Origin of the sequence: Paenibacillus sp. PsM32 (assembly GCF_030433815.1) — a bacterium.
In the GTDB taxonomy this organism is placed as follows: Bacteria; Bacillota; Bacilli; order Paenibacillales; family Paenibacillaceae; genus Saccharibacillus; species Saccharibacillus kyungheensis.
The window spans coordinates 828224-846411 of the sequence record NZ_JARUWY010000001.1 but is presented as its reverse complement, the minus strand read 5'-3'; the positions used below and the strand labels follow the sequence as shown (position 1 = coordinate 846411).

General features: G+C 38.6%; 13 protein-coding genes. 6 read left to right on the top strand and 7 right to left on the bottom strand.

What is annotated here, in order from left to right; all coding sequences use genetic code 11:
* Positions 1 to 331: 331 nt before the first annotated feature.
* The 4 genes from QCD85_RS03955 (at position 332) to QCD85_RS03940 (ending at position 4304) form a co-directional block, all read left to right on the top strand.
* Positions 332 to 1240, top strand: a complete 909-nt coding sequence (locus QCD85_RS03955; protein ID WP_204825312.1) for an ABC transporter permease — start codon at positions 332 to 334, stop codon at positions 1238 to 1240.
* A 16-nt stretch (positions 1241 to 1256) separates the two neighbouring features.
* Positions 1257 to 2162, top strand: a complete 906-nt coding sequence (locus tag QCD85_RS03950) for a carbohydrate ABC transporter permease (protein WP_273615211.1) — start codon at positions 1257 to 1259, stop codon at positions 2160 to 2162.
* A 20-nt stretch (positions 2163 to 2182) separates the two neighbouring features.
* Positions 2183 to 3757, top strand: a complete 1575-nt coding sequence (locus QCD85_RS03945; RefSeq protein WP_301261687.1) for an ABC transporter substrate-binding protein — start codon at positions 2183 to 2185, stop codon at positions 3755 to 3757.
* Between the two features lie 157 nt (positions 3758 to 3914).
* A complete protein-coding gene (locus QCD85_RS03940) occupies positions 3915 to 4304 on the top strand; it encodes a DivIVA domain-containing protein (protein ID WP_204825309.1) in 390 nt (129 codons plus the stop codon).
* Between the two features lie 75 nt (positions 4305 to 4379).
* Here the strand turns inward: QCD85_RS03940 and QCD85_RS03935 are convergent, their stop codons facing one another.
* The 3 genes from QCD85_RS03935 to QCD85_RS03925 all read right to left on the bottom strand — a co-directional run bounded on the left by QCD85_RS03935 (position 4380) and on the right by QCD85_RS03925 (position 9980).
* Complete coding sequence (locus QCD85_RS03935) at positions 4380 to 5267, bottom strand: TetR/AcrR family transcriptional regulator (RefSeq protein WP_301261686.1); 888 nt, start codon at positions 5265 to 5267, stop codon at positions 4380 to 4382.
* Positions 5268 to 5379: 112 nt separating this feature from the next.
* Positions 5380 to 8505, bottom strand: coding sequence for an efflux RND transporter permease subunit (locus tag QCD85_RS03930; RefSeq protein ID WP_273615214.1), 3126 nt, complete (start codon positions 8503 to 8505; stop codon positions 5380 to 5382).
* The gene (locus tag QCD85_RS03925) at positions 8502 to 9980 is read right to left on the bottom strand and encodes an efflux RND transporter periplasmic adaptor subunit (RefSeq protein ID WP_301261685.1); all 1479 of its coding nucleotides are present in this window, start codon (positions 9978 to 9980) and stop codon (positions 8502 to 8504) included. Before QCD85_RS03925 ends, QCD85_RS03930 begins: the two co-directional genes overlap by 4 nt.
* Positions 9981 to 10247: 267 nt before the next feature.
* Between QCD85_RS03925 and QCD85_RS03920 the strand changes: the two genes are divergently transcribed.
* Entirely contained in the window at positions 10248 to 10415 is a 168-nt protein-coding gene (locus QCD85_RS03920; protein ID WP_273615216.1) for a hypothetical protein, read from the top strand.
* A 298-nt stretch (positions 10416 to 10713) separates the two neighbouring features.
* Positions 10714 to 12300: a TolC family protein gene (locus QCD85_RS03915; protein ID WP_301261684.1), complete on the top strand. Its 1587-nt coding sequence runs from the start codon at positions 10714 to 10716 to the stop codon at positions 12298 to 12300.
* A 95-nt stretch (positions 12301 to 12395) separates the two neighbouring features.
* Here the strand turns inward: QCD85_RS03915 and QCD85_RS03910 are convergent, their stop codons facing one another.
* The 4 genes from QCD85_RS03910 to alsS form a co-directional block, all read right to left on the bottom strand.
* Positions 12396 to 13652 carry an MFS transporter gene (locus tag QCD85_RS03910; RefSeq protein WP_273615218.1) on the bottom strand — a complete coding sequence of 419 codons (1257 nt, stop codon included), beginning with the start codon at positions 13650 to 13652 and terminating at the stop codon, positions 12396 to 12398.
* Between the two features lie 387 nt (positions 13653 to 14039).
* Entirely contained in the window at positions 14040 to 15002 is a 963-nt protein-coding gene (locus QCD85_RS03905) for a S8 family peptidase (RefSeq protein WP_301261683.1), read from the bottom strand.
* A 343-nt stretch (positions 15003 to 15345) separates the two neighbouring features.
* Positions 15346 to 16062 carry an acetolactate decarboxylase gene (gene budA / locus QCD85_RS03900; protein ID WP_274170696.1) on the bottom strand — a complete coding sequence of 239 codons (717 nt, stop codon included), beginning with the start codon at positions 16060 to 16062 and terminating at the stop codon, positions 15346 to 15348.
* Between the two features lie 83 nt (positions 16063 to 16145).
* Positions 16146 to 17864 (bottom strand): acetolactate synthase AlsS, encoded by a 1719-nt coding sequence (alsS, locus tag QCD85_RS03895; protein ID WP_301261682.1) that lies wholly within the window; start codon positions 17862 to 17864, stop codon positions 16146 to 16148.
* Between the last annotated feature and the right edge of the window lie 324 nt (positions 17865 to 18188).

The window sequence follows — 18188 nt, the reverse complement described above, 5'->3', positions numbered from 1 at the left end:
ACCCGATAGAAGCGAAGCGTTCGCCTTTAAGATTTGGATATCGACCGTTAAGCGGTCAAATCAAGATATCCAAGTCTTACCAGCGATCGACAGGGTAATCCTTTATCGGAGCGGTCTACAAATATATCAACTTAAATTATCTATCAGTAAATATGTAACTATAACTGACATAGTGAAGTTGCTCTTGATCCCACAATTCTATTTTGATAACGCTTACCTAAAAAAAGTACACATAACCTAAAGAACTTAGCGTAGTTTCCTTACCGTCTCTTGCTCATAATAAAAGTATAAGCATATAAGAGAGATACCGGAGAGAAAGGGGACTTCAATCATGACCTTTTTGTATGAATTGCGTAAAAACAAAGTTCTTTTTTTGATGGCATTACCTGCATTAATTTTGCTAGTTTTGTTTAACTACTTGCCGATGTTCGGAGTCATCCTTGCTTTCAAAAATTATAATTTCTACGATGGGATTCTAGGCAGTCCATGGATCGGATTCAAAAACTTTGAATATTTGTTCAAAGGCGATGCTTGGCTGATTACCCGTAATACATTGTTATATAACTTCGTTTTTATTATTTTCGGACTGATTCTCGCAGTCGCCCTAGCGATTGTACTCGATGAGATTCGTAACCGATTCCTTTCCAAAACCTATCAGACGATCCTCATTATGCCTTACTTTTTATCATGGACGATTGTAGCCTTGATCTTTTACGCTTTTCTTAGCGCAGACAAAGGGATTATCAATCAAGCACTCACCTACATGGGGATGCACCCGATTAATTTCTATTCCGAGACGACATACTGGCCGTATATTTTGATCTTCGTCTTTTTCTGGAAAAGTGTAGGGTACAGCAGTATTATCTATCTTGCTTCGATCACAGGTATTTCACCAGAGTATTATGAAGCCGCTACGATTGATGGCGCTAGTAAATGGCAACAAATTCGCTTTATTACGATTCCTTGTCTGAAGCCTATCATTATTATTATGACCATTCTAAGTATCGGTAAAATTTTCTACGCTGACTTTGGATTATTCTATCAGGTGACATATAACTCGGGCGCTCTGTACCCTGTTACACAGGTTATTGATACGTATGTCTACAACGGTCTAACTTCGATGGGGAACTACGGTATGACGGCAGCAGCAGGCTTATATCAATCGTTTGTCGGATTCGTACTTGTGATTATTACCAACTGGATCGTCAAAAAAATGGACAAAGACAGCGCGCTGTTCTAGAAAAGGGGGAATTTCGATGGAGCAAACATCTAGTAAATTCAATCAGCTTCCAAAAAGTTGGAATCTTGTATTTAACCTGATTTTGATTGTGCTGTGTGTAGTCTGTATTATTCCAATTATTCTGGTTTATGCGATCTCATTCACCAGTGAAGCTAGCTTATCTGCAAAAGGATATCAGTTTTTGCCATCTGAATGGAGTCTGGATGCGTACCGTTATGTGTTCCGCAACGGAGATCAGATTCTACAATCGGCATATGTTACGATCGGAGTTACCGCTATTGGAACATTATTCAGCTTGCTGGTCACTGCGTTATTCTCGTATGTATTGTCACGACGTGATTTTCGTTATCGTAATGTGATGGCATTTTTCTTATTTTTCACAATGTTATTTAACGGTGGATTGGTTCCATCCTATATTGTAAATACAAATGTACTGCATCTGGCAGATACGTTTTGGATTTTGATTTTACCGTATTCACTGAGTGCTTTTAATGTTATTATTTTGAGAACGTTTATGCAGCAGTCTATCGAAACAGCAATTTTAGAAGCAGCAAGGATAGATGGAGCAGGAGAGTGGTATATTTTTGCCCGTATCGTGCTACCATTGTCCAAGCCAGGTCTGGCTACAGTTGGTTTGTTTACTTTAGTGACGTATTGGAACGATTGGTTTCTTGGACAACTGTATATCACCAATCCCAAATTAGTCAGTCTACAATACATGTTAATGAAATTGCAGTCTAATATTGATTTTGTGACCAGTAACGCGACTTCAGCCACCAACAATATGCTGATGGCACAGATTCCAGCAGAAGGCGCACGAATGGCTATTCTGGTCATTGTGTTAACACCGATTCTTTGTGCATACCCGTTTTTCCAGAAGTACTTTGTTAAAGGATTAACGATTGGTGGTATCAAAGGCTAACACAAAGTAAGGAGGATTTTATGAATCATTCCAGATACAGGTATCACCGAATTGTTTTGATTCTGGTGGTATCTGTATTGTTGTTTATTGGAGCAGGTTGTCAGAAGCAGGGTAAGACAGATATCACTTTATATTCAGCGACTTCACAATCATCACAGACAGGGCAAGAGGTCACGCAAAGCAATCTTCCACCTGCGGAACTGGTATTTTACAATTATGCGAATCCAATGCCAGATCAAGCCAAAGTGATGGACGAAGTGAACAAATATCTAAAGCGCAAAATCAATGCCACCATTCGGATTATTACGTTGAATCCAACCGAATTTGAAGCGAAAATACCGGCTATTCTAGCTTCCGGTCAGCCAGCCGATCTAGTATTCACCAGCTCTTGGACAAATAATTATTTGGCCAATGTGTCTAAAGGAGCTTTTTTGCCGCTGGATCATTTGTTAAAAGAATATGGTGTAGGTATGCAAAAATCGATTCCGTCTATTTTGTGGAAAGGGATGCTGGTTGATAATCAGACGTATGCTGTACCTCTTAACAAAGAAATCGGACATCAATACGGTATACTGATGCGCAAAGACATTGTAGATAAATATGATTTGAAGATCAATCATATTCGAACATGGCAAGATATAGAGCCATTCTTGCAGATCGTTCATCAACATGAACCTCAATTACGACCGCTCGATACACCGGAAATGTTATACCGCTCTATTCCAATGAATCATATTGCAGGAGATTGGTATTTGCCAGGTGCGATCAATATCGGAGAATCACCTGCTTTTAAGCATGATGATGCTAACGTATTCAATCAGTATGCTACCCCTGAATTTAAGCATTTTGTAGAAACGATGTATCGCTGGAATCAAGCAGGCTATTTGCCAAAAGATCCGATGTATGAGGCGGAAAATGATTGGAAAACAGGTCAAATATTCGCAGGAGCCCTATCTTATGCGCCTAACTATGTATATGAGCGTAGCAGTCAATTGGGTTATGATCTCGATTATGTTAATATCGGGCAGGGTGTGATTGAGACAGGCGATGTACAGAGTGGTGCTTTTGCCATTCCTCGATCTTCTGAGCAGCCTGAACGTGCGATGATGTTTTTGGAATTGTTATACACTGATCCTTATCTTGCTAATCTATTGAAGCATGGTATTGAAGGAGTTCATTATGTCAAAGTAGACGATAAGCATATTGAGCCTGCGCCTGAAATCGATCCGCTGAATCCCAAGTACGATTATGGATATGGTTGGATGTGGGGCAATATTTTTATTTCTTATTTTGATAAATCGTATCCTCAAGATACGTATGAACAATACGAAGCATTTAATAGTGGCAATATCCCAGCACCAGCACTTGGATTTAATATGAATATTGCGCCCGTATCTACAGAAGTAGTAGCAATTAATAATGTACTGGCAGAGTATTATCGTCCTCTTATCAATGGAACTGTTAATCCGCAAAAAGTACTGCCTGTTTTTTTGCAAAAATTACAATCAGCAGGCGTCGAACGCTTAATAGCAGAAGAGCAAAAACAACTGGATTTGTGGAGAGCAGCACAATCGTCAACATCATCTATGCCTTGATGTTATAACGTATCTTCTGACAAGTTCGATATCATCTGTATCCTCAGGTGAAATATCTTTGAGCAGATTGTTTTCCCCTATGCTATGTTTATGGTACATTTATAAAAAAGAACTGTATGTGAGTATAAGTTCTTACGGGAATAGGGGGATCATCATCATGGCTGTAGATGAGAATTATCAGCGTAAGCTAGAAGATCAAAAGCGTTTATTTAAACAGTTGGGGATTAAGTTCGATGCACTTACGATTCATGAAAAAGATTTTGCGACCAAAATGCGTGGCTATTCTCAAGAAGAAGTCGACTTTTTTCTAGATGATGTTATTTTAGATTATGAGCGTTTTTACAAAGTCATTACAGACTTGCTTGATAAATATAATGAACTTCAACGTCGTCAGACGTATGAAAGTGAGCGAGCTTCTGCACGTATGAAAGAGGTTGAAGATTCAGTAGATCGCAGTATTGTAACCGATGCTATTGGAACACTGGAGAGAACGATTGATCAGCTCAAAGTTCGCTTGCGTGATAGTGATAACAAAAAAATGATCTAATAAATTACTAGAATATAAAACAAAAAGCTGCTTTCTGTCATCATAACAGGAAGCAGCTTTTTGGCATCAATACGATTAGATATCCAACACAGATTGCAAAAGATTACATTTTTCTACAAGTGAAGATTCTTGCGAAAGAAAAGAGAACATCGCTTTGAGCATTCCTTTTCGTTGATGAGTACTTAATATTTCTTGTTCTAGCTCGTGTAGAACCTGACGATAATCTTCTTTTTGCTCATCAGAGACTTGCAGATGATGCAGTAATCTTTTGAGGTCTAGCAGGGCATCATGAATAATAATTCCTTTAAAAACAGGGCTTTCTTTAATATGTTCAGGATCTACTTTAAGCTGCTTCCAATCCCAGATCGGTACATAATCGTATTTTATCATGCCTTTGATCCATATATCGATTGTATTCCCCAGAAGGGCAGCAAATTCTTCATCTGTAGTATTGGGTTTGAGACCCATCATCGGTAAAATCAAGTACTGCATCATCATGCCACGAATCATAAAAATAACATCGTAAGCAAAAGGTTCAACCTGTTCACCATAGATATCTACCAGACAATCGGTAGTCCATTTGCTTAGTTTGAATTCTACAATCAAAAAAGCTTCGATTAGCTTTTCGCTATGAAATAAACTTTTATCATGCATCGACATCATCATCGTATGGAATTTGGTATCTAACGAATTTTGTAAATAAATACGGACAAATTCAGCAATTTTTTGCTCGGAAGCTAGCTGAGTATCAGAATACATGATACGAATCGCATCATCGATTTTGCGTCCATGCATCATTACGGTAGCCACTAGCACATCTTCTTTACTTTGAAAAAATTTATAAAAAGAAGCTTTGGCTATTCCGCTTTCCTTCGCAATCTCATCTACAGAAGTAGCTGTATACCCTTTTACGGAAAAGAGTTGAAGTGCTACTTCAATAATTTCATCTTCTTTGTTTTTCAAGTGCACATCTCCTTTACCGCTACGTCATCACGTCATTATAAAATAAGAACAGGCTCTTTGAAAAGAAGCCTGTTCTTATCCAGTACACATTCATATCTACAGAATAATTCGATTACACTTTTTTACTTAAATTCAACTTTTCACGACGTTGTTGCTTGCGTTCTAATTTACGGGCTGCTTTTTTATCTTTCCGTCTAGCAACAACCATGTATAAGGAAGGCACTACAAACAATGTCAAAATCGTCGAGAATACAAGACCGAAAATAATAGTAACCCCAAGCGGTCGGAACAATAGTTCACCGACAGTAGCGATAGGAATCATACCCACAATCGCTGTCAACGAGGTAAGAAGAATAGGGCGGAAACGAGCAGATGCCGCAGAGATAATAGCATCGGTTAGTTCCATACCTTCATGCCTTGCATCTTCTATAAATTCGATCAATACGATACCGTTCCTTACAACAATTCCGGCGAGTGCTATAATCCCCATGACTGACATAAATCCGATTGGTGTACGAGTAATAAATAATCCTAATATACCGCCCGCAGCCGCTAGATAGACTGTAGTCATAATAATCATCGGAATCGAAAGCGAGTAGAACTGAATCATAATTAAGATAATAATCAGGAAGATAACGACTACAAACAGTTGCCCCAAATCAGTAAAGGTATCTGTTTGACTAGACGTTGCTCCACCGACATCCCATGTGTATCCTTCTGGGAAATTAATTTGTTGTATTTTAGGTTCTAATTCCTGCATAACTTCTGTAGCGGTACGTCCATTCGCATCTGCCTCAATCGTATTCACTCGTGTTAAGTTATAACGATCAATTTGTTGAATCGCAAATGATGGTTTCATTTCAACCACTTGTGATAATGGAATCTGAGTTCCAGCAGAGTTGGTAATACTGACTTGTTGGAATAGTGCTGTTGGACTAGCGTTTGTAGAATCTTTCATATAAAGCTTGATATCGATTAGGTCTTCACCATTATCAAAGTCACCTACACTAATACCGCTACCCATCATCAATAGCGTGCGTGTTAAGTTCTCATAACTCACTTTATATTGATCCATCGCTTGTTTATTAACGACAAAGTTCAAAGCATAATTTTCGACCCCGATACTATCAGTAATACCATATGTTCCTGGTGTATCAGCAATCGCAAGTTTCACTTTATCTGTCAAACTACGAATTTCTTCTAGATCATCACCTAGAATACGGATCGATACTGCTTTACCTACAGAGACACCCAAATCTGTAGCTTTTACAGAGATACTGATACCTGGATAATCTTTTTTAAGTTGATCAGACCACTGTTCTGACGCTGTAGCTACATCGAGCTTATGTTCTTCACCGGTGACTAGAATCTGTCCGGTCGTTACACCGCCGCCACCTAGACTAAGGTTGGTAAACAACTGAGGTGCACCGCCACCAGAAGCATAAGCTATATTTTCAACACCTGGCTGTTTTTTGACCCATTTCGCAACACCTTGTACGACTTCATCTGTTTTCTGTAAAGAAGTACCTGTAGGCAACGATACATTAATCGTTAACTGAGGATCAGATGAACTTGGGAATAGCTCGATTGGTGTAAAAGCAGCTAACCCGTAAGCAAGTGTACTCACAATAAGTCCTGTTAAAGCGACAATTAATGGACGTTTTAACACTTTAGGCATTAATTTTTTAGCATAGCCATTCGTTAACGATTGGATTTGTTTACCTAATAGTCCAGCAGGTTTTTCTGTGCCATGTGTTTTACCTTGTTCATTACGACGCTCTTCATACCATTCACGGAAAATAGGAATGATCGTTAATGCCATAATCATCGAAGCTAACATACATAACGAGATAATCGTTGGAATCGGACGAATAAATGATCCCATATCGCCTTCAAGCAACATTAATGGAGCAAAAGCCGCGATTGTTGCTAATGTAGCAGTAATAATAGAGATCGATACTTCTTTGGTACCGTTTATAGCTGCATCGGTTGGGCTTTCTTTGAGTACGGTTAATCGTCGTTCAATGTTATCATTCACAACAACCGCATCATCGACCAGTATCCCCAGTACGATAATCAATCCTACAATCGTAATCTGATTCAGCGATATTCCCAGAGTGGGCAAAAGGATCAGACCAAGTGCGATTGAGACTGGAATAGCCAAAGCTACAAAAGAAGCTGTTAACCAGTTCAATCCAAGCATACAGATAATAATAACCGCCAAAATCGCAATTAACATTTCACGAATCAAATCATTGAAAATACGATCTACTTCATTTTTTTGAGCAAATAGGGAAGTAATCTTGATGTTAGCAGGCAATGTTTTTTCAAGTGAAGACATTTTTTCTGCTACACGCTCATGCATTGTAGGTACATCAGAACCTGTTTCACTACTGATATCGAGTGAAATTGCAGGTACACCGTTGTAATATCCCAAGTACGTTTCTTTATCCGTTACCAATTGCACATTAGCTATGTCTTTAACATAAACAGGAATACCGGCTTCTGTTTGAAAAACAACAATATTTTTGAGGGAATCTACATCATGAGATTCATCAACCGTTAATTGATAAGTACGTGATTGGTAGGCAATATCACCTGTAGGTACGCGGTTATTTTCAGACTGGATCGCTTGCATAACCGATTCCCACGAAATATTGTACTGTTTTAACTTCGCCATATCAGCGTCTACTCGAACTTGCTGATCCGGGATGCCTTTAATCGCTACATCGGTAATACCCGGTACAGAGCGAAGTTGGTCACGCCATGTATTCATAAGATCACTTAAAGCATAAATATCTTCTTTGGTTTTGCCATATACAGCAAATGATTGAACAAATGTCTGTGTTAAATTGTCATTAACGACAGGCGTGTTAGCATCAGAAGGAAGTTCGCCTTCAGCATCTTGCACTTTACGGCGTAACTCACTCCATGTGTCTTTAGCGTTTGCTGAGGGAAGAGCTTGAATCACGATACTGGATACTCCGTTACTGGAAGTAGAAGAGATCGTATCCAGATTGGTAACTTCTTTAATCTTCTGCTCTAACACTTTGGTGACCGTTTGTTCCATTAACTCTGGAGTTGCACCAGGATAAGTAGTAGTAACTGTTGCTGTTTTTACAACGATATCTGGCATTAATTGTTTAGGCAACTGCAATGCACTTACGATACCGAAAAGGATAAGCATGATAAAGAAGACAAGCGTAATTTTACGCTTTTTGACAATATATTTGATCATTTAGTGGTCGCCTCACTTACTGTAAGGGCATCTCCATTAAATAAACGGTCGGCTCCTTGAGTCACCACCTGATCGCCTACTTTTAAGCCTTTAGTAATCTGATAACGATTGTCGTATAGATTACCAATTTCAACAGGGATTTGGACAGCTTTACCATTTACATTTTTGAATACATACGGTTCAGAGCCTGTACTTACAACCGCTTCTACAGGAATAGCGATTCCTTTTAATGAAGCAGCTTGACGAGAAGCTTTGACAACCTGACCGGGTTTCCAATCTAATTTAGGGTTATCAATCGTTACTTCCGCATTGATAGAACCTGTATTTTCATTAGTGGCAGGATAAAGCTTTGTGACTTTACCTGTACGTGCTTCATCATAAAGGTTTAAGCTAACTTGTTGTCCAACTTTCCACTTACTGATTTCACTATCTGCAATAGGAAGCAACACTTTAAGTTTATTAATTTCACCCAGTGTAAACATAGCTGTACCCGCAGTTACCGTTTGTCCATTAGAAATCGTTTTTTCTAACACGACACCGGATACAGGAGCAGCAAGTCCTACTCTAGATAAATTCAATTGAGCCGTTTCTTTAGCAATAACAGCTTGTTCGTAACTTGCTTGTGCCTGGCTAATACCTGCATTCGCTTGTTCGATACCTGCATTTGCTTGCTCAATTCCTGAATTGGCTTGTTCTACACTAGCAACAGCACTTTGACGACCAACTTCAGCTTCTTTAACCGTAGAAGCAGCTGCTGCACGATCTGATGCGCTTGCTCCTTCTAATAGAAGAGAAAGTTGTTCTTTGGCGTCATTCAGACTGTCTTGCGCTGTAGCAAGAGTTGTTTGAGCTTGTTCATTTTCTTGTTGCGTTAATAGACCATTTTGAAATAGTGTTTTGGCACGATCAGCTGCTGTTTTGGCTTGATTGTAAGCAGTTTGTGCTTTGTTCACTGCATTTTGTGATTGTGCTTTTTCTTGTGTACGAGCTCCAGCGGCTACGCCTTGCTCACGAACTTTCGCACTTTGAATTTGTGCATCCGCAGATGCGATACCTGCTTGAGCTGCTTGTTTGGCGGCTTGCGCATTGCTAAGAGAAGCTTGTGCGCTGGTAAGAGAAGCTTGTGCGTTGCTGAGGGATGCTTGAGCTGCGGCAACACTTTGGTTGGCATTGTCGAGATCAAGTTGTAAATCTGCGCTATCTAGTTGGGCTAAATTTTTCCCTTTTGTAACCTGATCTCCAATATCGGCATTCACTGAAGTGACTGTTCCACCGATTTTAAAAGAAACAGGGGTCTCATCATATGCTTGTAGGGTGCCTGATAAGTCATAGACCGCATCTAATGTTACTTCTTTGACGGCTGTGACTTCGACACTACTACTTGCCGGCTCCACTGCAGCTTTCTCTGTTGAACATGCTGTCAAACTAACAGCTAACAGAATCGCTGTAAAGGCCGTTGGCCAGCTTTTTTTCATAGTTACAGTATCCTCCTCTGAACTCACCAGTTTAATTTATACTCTATAGTTCATGGCTGAATTATAGATTGTTTTTACGGTGCTTGTCAATTGTATCAAACTAAATTTGAACCGACCTCAACCTCTGGATGTAGATTTGGATAAGATAAATTAAATCTAAAAGTGGATGCTTCATTTATGCAGAATAAGATTGTGAATATTGTGTGACGAATGGTAAGATTGTAGTATCATAATATATACAATATATGGAAGAGAAGGTGATTCATTGTGAGACCGACAGATCATTATGATCCAGATCAGAGGAACAATAATACGCCAAATCACAAACTTCATTATATAAATACAAAGCCTGCTATGGTGCGAGAAAAAATACATCTTTTACTTGCTGCGTCTATTTTGGTAGCACTGGTGGTCATTTTATTAGAGTGGACTTAAGAAAAGAGATATCTGAAGGTATAATTTTATTTTGAAATAATGTTTGAACAAGGATTACGTATATGTCATTTAAGGTATATAATATAGAGGTAGGGTATTCATACATTTATATAAGTAGAAGAAACGATTTTTTAAATCAAACTTATTTTTAATTATAAATGATTTATTGAATTGTAGTTGATTTATTTTGTTAGTAATGCTAAATTAATTTTATTAGCTATACTAAATGTTTTTGGCAGAAGCATTCATTTGCGAGTGAAAGTATTTTTTTGAATATATGAAAAGAGGTAATATGGATATGAAAAAAGGAATGGTCGGCGCTTCTCTTCTGGCTATGGTACTTGTAGCATCTCAACCACTAACTATGGCTCATGCTGCGGATGCAATACCGACTCCAGTTGTAACAGACACAACAGCTACCCCAGCATCACAATTAACGATCTCTGGAGCAGGCGAATTGAAAAAGCTTGATACTTTGGATCTAAATACAGTTATCAATCTAGCACTAAATGATTCTTATAACCTTGCACTTCTTCAATTAAAATATAAAGTGTTAGATCAACAAAATGCGAGTCTAGGTGTAAATCTAGTTGACTTGAATAATAGCTTTAATATTCAAGCAGGTAATGGTTCTCCTGTATTGCATGTTCCATCTGATAATAATAGTGGTACAGATTCTGGTGTTAATGGTGATGATTCACAAAGTGGTTCTGTAACTACAGTAAGTCCTTCACTAAAAGCTGCTAATACAGTGAGCGCTCAAGCAGAAGATGCTACGCCAGCTGCAACAACAGACAATAGTGGTTCTGGATCTGCTAGTGCTACAGATGCTGCTGATCCTACACCAGAACCTACTCCTACCCCTGAACCATCAAAGCCAGATCCAAGTGATGCTTACGAGCAACAATTAAAAGAACTTCAAGATGCTGTAGGTAAAATTTCGGATGGACTAAATAAAAGTGCAGCCGCTCAAAACACACAACTTGAAACTTCTCGTAAAACACTAGAAAAAAATATTAACAGCTTGGATACTCAAAAAGAAAATACAGAACTTCAAATCAATGAAGCTAAAGAAGGTATCAAACTTGGTATGACAGGTCAATATGTACAACTGTTGGCAAGTCAAAAACAAGTTCAATTGTCTAAAGACTATATCGATGTATTGACTCGTGATGTACAACGTGCTCAAACATTACAATCTCTAGGATCAGGTACACAAGAAGATATCGATAAAGCAAATCGTGCTTTGTTAGCAGAAAAAGATAACTTAACTAATCTTGAAGATGCTTACCAAAAAGCATTGATTACTATTTCATTTGATCTAGGTATTGAATACAATCCAAATATTCAATTAACAGATATTGATGTAACTGTAGAACCAGTCACAAAGAAAAATGTAGATACAATCTTGTCTTCTTCATACCAAGTACAGACGCTTGCTAATGGCATTGTTCAAGCTCAATGGGAAGAAGATAACCAAGATAAAAATGCAGCCAACAGCTTTGATGAGCAAGCAACCAAAGCAAATACTGAAATTGCGAGACAACAATTGACTCAAGGTAAAATTGATTTGGCTAAATCTATCGAATCAAGTTACACTGATGCAGATACAGCATATAAAAGTGTTGTAACCGCGCAACGTACAGTAAGTGATGTGACTCTGGATAATACTAATATGCAGATTCGTTACAACGCTGGCGTAGTGACAAAATACGATTTTGATAAATTCCAATATCAAGTACATGTAGATCAAGTGAAACAAGACTTGGCTAAACTACAATTTTATGTACAACAAGCTAAAGTACAAGCTATGGAAAATGGATATATTGCAGCTTCTTCTAGTGCTGCTGCTTCCGGTGCTTCATCTGCTTCTAGCGCAGGTTAAGTATTATCTATTCAACAAAAAAAGCCTATCCTTTGTATAAAGGGTAGGCTTTTTTCTATATATATGATTTTACTAAAAGCACGATTATATAGCGATTACGCTTCAGAAGCACCTTCTGTCCATTCACTTAATTTGCGATCAGAAGGAAGTAAGAACGTGATGACTCCAAGTAATGGCAAAAAGCTACATAACTGCATCACAGGCGAGATCCCTATTTTATCAATCCAGTTACCTACGACTAAGGCTCCAAGTCCGCCTAATCCAAAAGCTAATCCTGTAATCAAGCCAGATACAGTACCAATTTTGCCAGGGATAAGCATTTGAGCATAGACGACAGTGACTGAAAAGCTAGAAATAAGAATAAATCCGATAATCGTTAACAATACGCCGCTCCAAAATAAATTAGCATACGGTAAAATCAAAGCTAAAGGTGCTGAACCTGCCATCGATGCAAAAATAAGATTTCGTTTTCCAAAACGATCTGCTAGTGTACCACCGAAAAAAGTACCTAAAGCTCCAGCAGCTAAAAATAGAAAAATGTAAATCTGTGCATCACCTACACTTAGTCCAAAACCCTCGATTAGATTAAAACTATAATAACTTGCAATCGAAGACGAATACCAGGAGCGTACAAAAACAAGTGAAATTAAAATAATCATCGCAAACGCAATTCGATTTTTCAGTTCAGGACGAATTTTTCCAGCATTGCGATGCTTTTTAGCAAAACTTTCACTACGAATCGTTCGTCCATACCAGCGTGCGATAAAGATTTGAACAATAATTCCTGCCGCTGCAACTCCGGTAAATCCGATAGCTCCGAATTGACCATACGGTACAAAGATCAGTGAAGTGAGCAGGGGAGCTAGTGATTGTCCTGCATTACCACCCACCTGAAAAATAGACTGAGCCAATCCTCTTCGATTCCCGGCCGCCATATGAGACACTTTGGAACCTTCAGGATGAAAAGTTGCTGACCCTAATCCGACAAATACTACAGCTAGCAACACTGCCGAATAAGAACTTGCATAAGCAAGTAATAACATGCCTGTAAATGTAAATCCCATTCCGATAGGCAGGAGAGAAGGGGTAGGGCGCTTATCTGAAAAAAGACCAACAACAGGTTGCATAATAGAAGCGGTAAAATTAATCGCAAACGCAATCCAACCGATTTGTGTATAACTAAGATTCATCGTTTCTTTCAAAATAGGAAAAATAGCTGGAATGACTGATTGCATCGAATCGTTAAACAAATGAACAAGGGAGATTGCAAGTAAAACTCCGAATATTGTCTGATTCGCTGTAGAACCTGGAGAAGCATTGTTTATCTTTTTGGTGAGTGATGGCAACGACATGTTCATAATACTCCTTTTTTCAGTATGATATACACGCTGTAACACAAAAAAACCTTTTAGTTCATCACTAAAAAGGCACTGAGTCCAAAAAAGAATCACATGGCGATCATCTTTTCCGTCTCGGTCCCAAGCAGGATCAGAGCAGAAAACAATGTAAAGTCAGCTTAAATGGATATTCACCCATTCACTGGCTTAGTCCTAACACCTCCAACATACATATGTATTGTATAGCTATTTGTAAAGCTAAAAGTACAATTCGGATCTACCGATATTGTCTTTTTATCAGTATATCAGAAATGACATACAGGTTCATTCTAGAAAAAAATAAAACGTATCTACATCTACACTAAAGTAGACATAAATACGCAGAATAAGAATCTGATGCATTTAAATATTTAACAGTCTAGCAATAGTCTGTGGTTTGAATAATTTGGCAAGCTCTTCTTGAGCAGTCAGATAGACCATTCCATTTCCTTCGAGACGAGGAGAGTCAGCGAGAGGAATCGTACGCTTAATCAATTGAGCATAAAGTTCAGGCTCTGTTAACTCTCGTTCAAAGCTTTGATTCGCGATTACTTTGATTAACGCCATCGCACCGGATACATGAGGGGTAGCCATAGAGGTTCCGCTCAGTGTGGCATATTTACCATCCAAATATGTCGATAATATATTTTCACCCGGAGCCACTAGATCAACTTCATTATTCGAGTTCGAAAATTCGGAAGATTGGCGATTAAGATTGATTGCGCCTACACTAATGACTTCATTATAATAACCAGGATATCCATATTCGTCAGTATTAGAATCGTTATCGCCTTCATTTCCAGCGGCACAGATCACTAGAATATTGCTGTTGACTGCTTTTTGAATCGCTTCATGTAATTCAGGTACATCATCAGGCCCACCAAGAGACATCGAAATAATATCTACTTTTTGCTCGATAGCATACTCGATTCCTTTAATAATCCAGTCAATTTGTCCGGAACCATCTTTATTTAAAACTTTACCAATGAGTAAATTCACTTCTGGAGCTACACCGACTACACCTGTATTGTTTTGGATCGCTGCAATCGTACCTGCTACATGAGTACCATGACCATTATAATCTTCATAGATATCAGGGTTACTTTGATCATCATCTGTAAAGTTACGTCCTTTGGTAATACGACCTTGTAGATCAGGATGGTCTGTATCACAGCCTGTATCGAGTATAGCGACAGTAATACCTGCACCTTTGGTAGTGTCCCAGACTTGCGGAGCTTGAATCATTTCTACACCTGTTGGTGTTTCAGTAACTTGTTCTGCATGAGCAATCACTTCGTAAGGAATAATACGCATATTACGTTCCATGTTTTACCCTCCTTTAAATCATATCTGATCAGATCAACAACAATAAAGCTTGAAAGCTTACTTGCATGAACGAACGATAAGGTAGGATGGAAGTATCAACAAAAGTGTATATTCGAATATAGGTACAGTGTAACAATAATAAAGAGCCCAACACAGTTGCTATAGCCTTAGATATTGAACTTCTTTTGCTTTTATATATACAAAAATTGTTAAAAATTGACGAAAAACAATACAAAAAAGAACCTACCTCTTCTTCGTCAAAAGAAAGGTAGGTTAAGTAATAGGGAGGGTATAACTGGTCTAGCATCAAAAATATTCATCAAACACTATAAAGTGTGTTGACTTAATAAGCACCTTCAGCAGTCATAATATCGCGCTCCAGATTAGGAGCTTCAAGATTGGCATGTAAATACTCTTGATCATGTGGAAGAGCCAATTGGAAATCTTCACTACTGCATATTGAAATCGTGCAGTGATCCACAATAAAGTCGAGCACATGACCACCACCATTACGCTCATCATTAATAAAGTGTAAATGATAACCTGCTACACCAATTCCTTGAGCAAATGCTGGTGTCCAGAAGCCTGCAATCACTCCGCCTGTATTAGGGAAATGGAAAGAGGGCTGCGATTTGGTTACTTCGATAAACGGTTTGTACGGCTTTTGTTGATGCGGTACAGTTCGTGTATTCACTTCACGGAACTGACCATCGATACGTATTGCATGAAAAATATTAGGGCTATCCAGTAGATCGTCCAGTACTTTTTCCAATTGTTGACGAGTCAGTGTGCGATTGATCTGGAATGTTTTTTCCTCTTCAAAAAAAGTCACTGTCGAGAACGGTGTACTTTCTTGCATACCTACTTGCTGAGCACTACCGTCTGGATACAGGTGATAGAATTTACCATCAAAAGCGATCATTTCACCATCCAATTGATGAAAAGTACCAATGCCGAAATCACCATGTTTTTTGAGTTCGCCAAATGTGACTGAACCATCATACATACCGCTGAGTAAAGCGATCATTGTTGAAGCTTGATATATTACGTGATTTCCCATTTCTGTCTGACTCCTTTTTCAAATAAAATCCAATATTATCCATAAATAATTGTTATACGATTGTTGAAATCAATAGATCTATATTAGTTGATCGCATCAGGCAATAGTTTTTCACCTAATTTGATATTATCTTGATAATCAATAGGTACATCCACAACAACAGGACCTTGATGTGCCATCGCTTGACGGAGTACATCTTCTAACTCTTCAGGACGATTGACACGTAGCCCTAATGCGCCAAAACTTTCAGCATATTTTACAATATCGACTTTGCCAAAATCGACACCAGAGGTACGACCGTATTTCATCACTTGTTGAAAAGCAACCATATCGTAAGCACCATCACGCCATACAATATGCACCAGTGGTGTATTTAAGCGGACAGCTGTTTCTAGTTCCATCGAAGAGAATAAGAAGCCGCCATCACCAGAAATCGAAATTACTTTTTCATTCGGACGTACTAATGAAGCGCCGATTGCCCAAGGCATCGCCACACCTAACGTCTGCATACCGTTACTGAACAACAGACGACGAGGTTCGTAAGAACGGAAGTACCGTGCCATCCAGATGTAATGGGAGCCAACGTCGCAAGCCACAGTGACTGTATCGCCGATCATACCGCGTAATGTTTTCATAAATTCTATCGGATGAACAAGATCTGGATGCGAAGAATGGAATCCTTGACCATCTTGTTCTAGTTTATGATGTAAACGTGCAAGCACTTCAAGCGATTGTGAAGAAAGTCGTAAACCTTCCAACTGTGTAGACAAAGCTTCTATATTAAGCGCAATATTACCGATCAATTCGCTTTGTGGTTGATAATAATGATCAATATCCGCTTTGCGATTATCTAAATGAAAAACAAGTCGTTGACCTTCTTGATTCCATAAATGAGGATCATACTCGATAGGATCATAACCCACAGTGAGCACTAGATCAGATTGTTTGAGTAGTAGATCACCGGGTTGATTACAGAACAGTCCGACTCGACCTAGAAAATGTTTTTCGAGATCACGAGAAATAGCGCCAGCAGCTTGGAACGTTTCGACTACTGGAATATCAGTATCACGAATCAATTCACGAATCGCTTGCGTTACTTCAGGGCTACTTGCTTTCATACCTAATAAAATTACAGGCAATTTGGCTTGGCGAATCGCTGTAGCCACTTCATCAATCAGATGAGTAGGTGCTGTACCAAGCTGTGGTGTATGCATCGTATGGAAATTGAATTTTTTCGCTTCACTTACCAGTACATCCATCGGCAAACTAACAAAAGCAGCTCCCGGTTGAGAAGCAGAAGCTTCACGGAACGCATTCGTAATTGCTTCGCCTACATTGTTAGGATGTTCGACTTCAACGCTGTATTTGGTAACCGGTTCGAACAATCCTGCATTATCCATCGATTGGTGAGTACGTTTGAGACGATCTGTTCTGGAGACTGCACCTGCAAGAGCAACTACTGGATCACTTTCGGCATTGGCTGTTGCAAGCCCTGTGACTAAATTAGATGCGCCTGGACCTGAAGTCACAAGACATACGCCAGGTTTCCCTGTTAAACGACCGATTGCTGCCGCCATAAAAGCAGCGTTTTGTTCATGACGACACACGATTAATTGTGGACCTCGATCTTGCAAAACATCAAATACTGCATCAATCTTAGCTCCTGGAATTCCGAAGATATATTCAACTCCTTGAGCGATGAGGCTATCAACAACAACATCAGCACCTGTTGTCACCTTTGTTTTCGCTACGTCGGTTGGATTGGTTGTTTTAATTTTGGTTTCTGTACTCAATCTGTCCATCTCCTTTTTCTGTTTATGAAAATAATCATTTTCTTTTCTGTACTTTCTTGTAAGTATGGAAAAGAGTACATAACCTATTTTATTCCCAAATAAAGTAAAATCAACTGTTAAAATTTTAAATATTTGATGGAAGCGATACCAGAAAATACTACAAAAAATAGTTAAAAATCACAGAATATAATTATAGCGAAATTTAAAATAACGCTTTCGTAACAATAGTTTTTGAATATGAAATATCATAAATACCAGATTGTTGATTTTTAAATGAATTTAAATAGTCTATTTTAATGGAAATAAATGAATAACAAATTAATATCATTATAA

What these genes read in the sequence shown, in the direction of transcription:
- QCD85_RS03955 (WP_204825312.1), top strand. Translation starts at nt 332, where the DNA reads ATGACCTTTTTGTATGAATTGCGTAAAAACAAAGTTCTTTTTTTGATG.
- QCD85_RS03950 (WP_273615211.1), top strand. Translation starts at nt 1,257, where the DNA reads ATGGAGCAAACATCTAGTAAATTCAATCAGCTTCCAAAAAGTTGGAAT.
- QCD85_RS03945 (WP_301261687.1), top strand. Translation starts at nt 2,183, where the DNA reads ATGAATCATTCCAGATACAGGTATCACCGAATTGTTTTGATTCTGGTG.
- QCD85_RS03940 (WP_204825309.1), top strand. Translation starts at nt 3,915, where the DNA reads ATGGCTGTAGATGAGAATTATCAGCGTAAGCTAGAAGATCAAAAGCGT.
- QCD85_RS03930 (WP_273615214.1), bottom strand. Translation starts at nt 8,505, where the DNA reads ATGATCAAATATATTGTCAAAAAGCGTAAAATTACGCTTGTCTTCTTT.
- QCD85_RS03925 (WP_301261685.1), bottom strand. Translation starts at nt 9,980, where the DNA reads ATGAAAAAAAGCTGGCCAACGGCCTTTACAGCGATTCTGTTAGCTGTT.
- QCD85_RS03915 (WP_301261684.1), top strand. Translation starts at nt 10,714, where the DNA reads ATGAAAAAAGGAATGGTCGGCGCTTCTCTTCTGGCTATGGTACTTGTA.
- QCD85_RS03910 (WP_273615218.1), bottom strand. Translation starts at nt 13,652, where the DNA reads ATGTCGTTGCCATCACTCACCAAAAAGATAAACAATGCTTCTCCAGGT.
- QCD85_RS03905 (WP_301261683.1), bottom strand. Translation starts at nt 15,002, where the DNA reads ATGGAACGTAATATGCGTATTATTCCTTACGAAGTGATTGCTCATGCA.
- budA (WP_274170696.1), bottom strand. Translation starts at nt 16,062, where the DNA reads ATGGGAAATCACGTAATATATCAAGCTTCAACAATGATCGCTTTACTC.
- alsS (WP_301261682.1), bottom strand. Translation starts at nt 17,864, where the DNA reads ATGGACAGATTGAGTACAGAAACCAAAATTAAAACAACCAATCCAACC.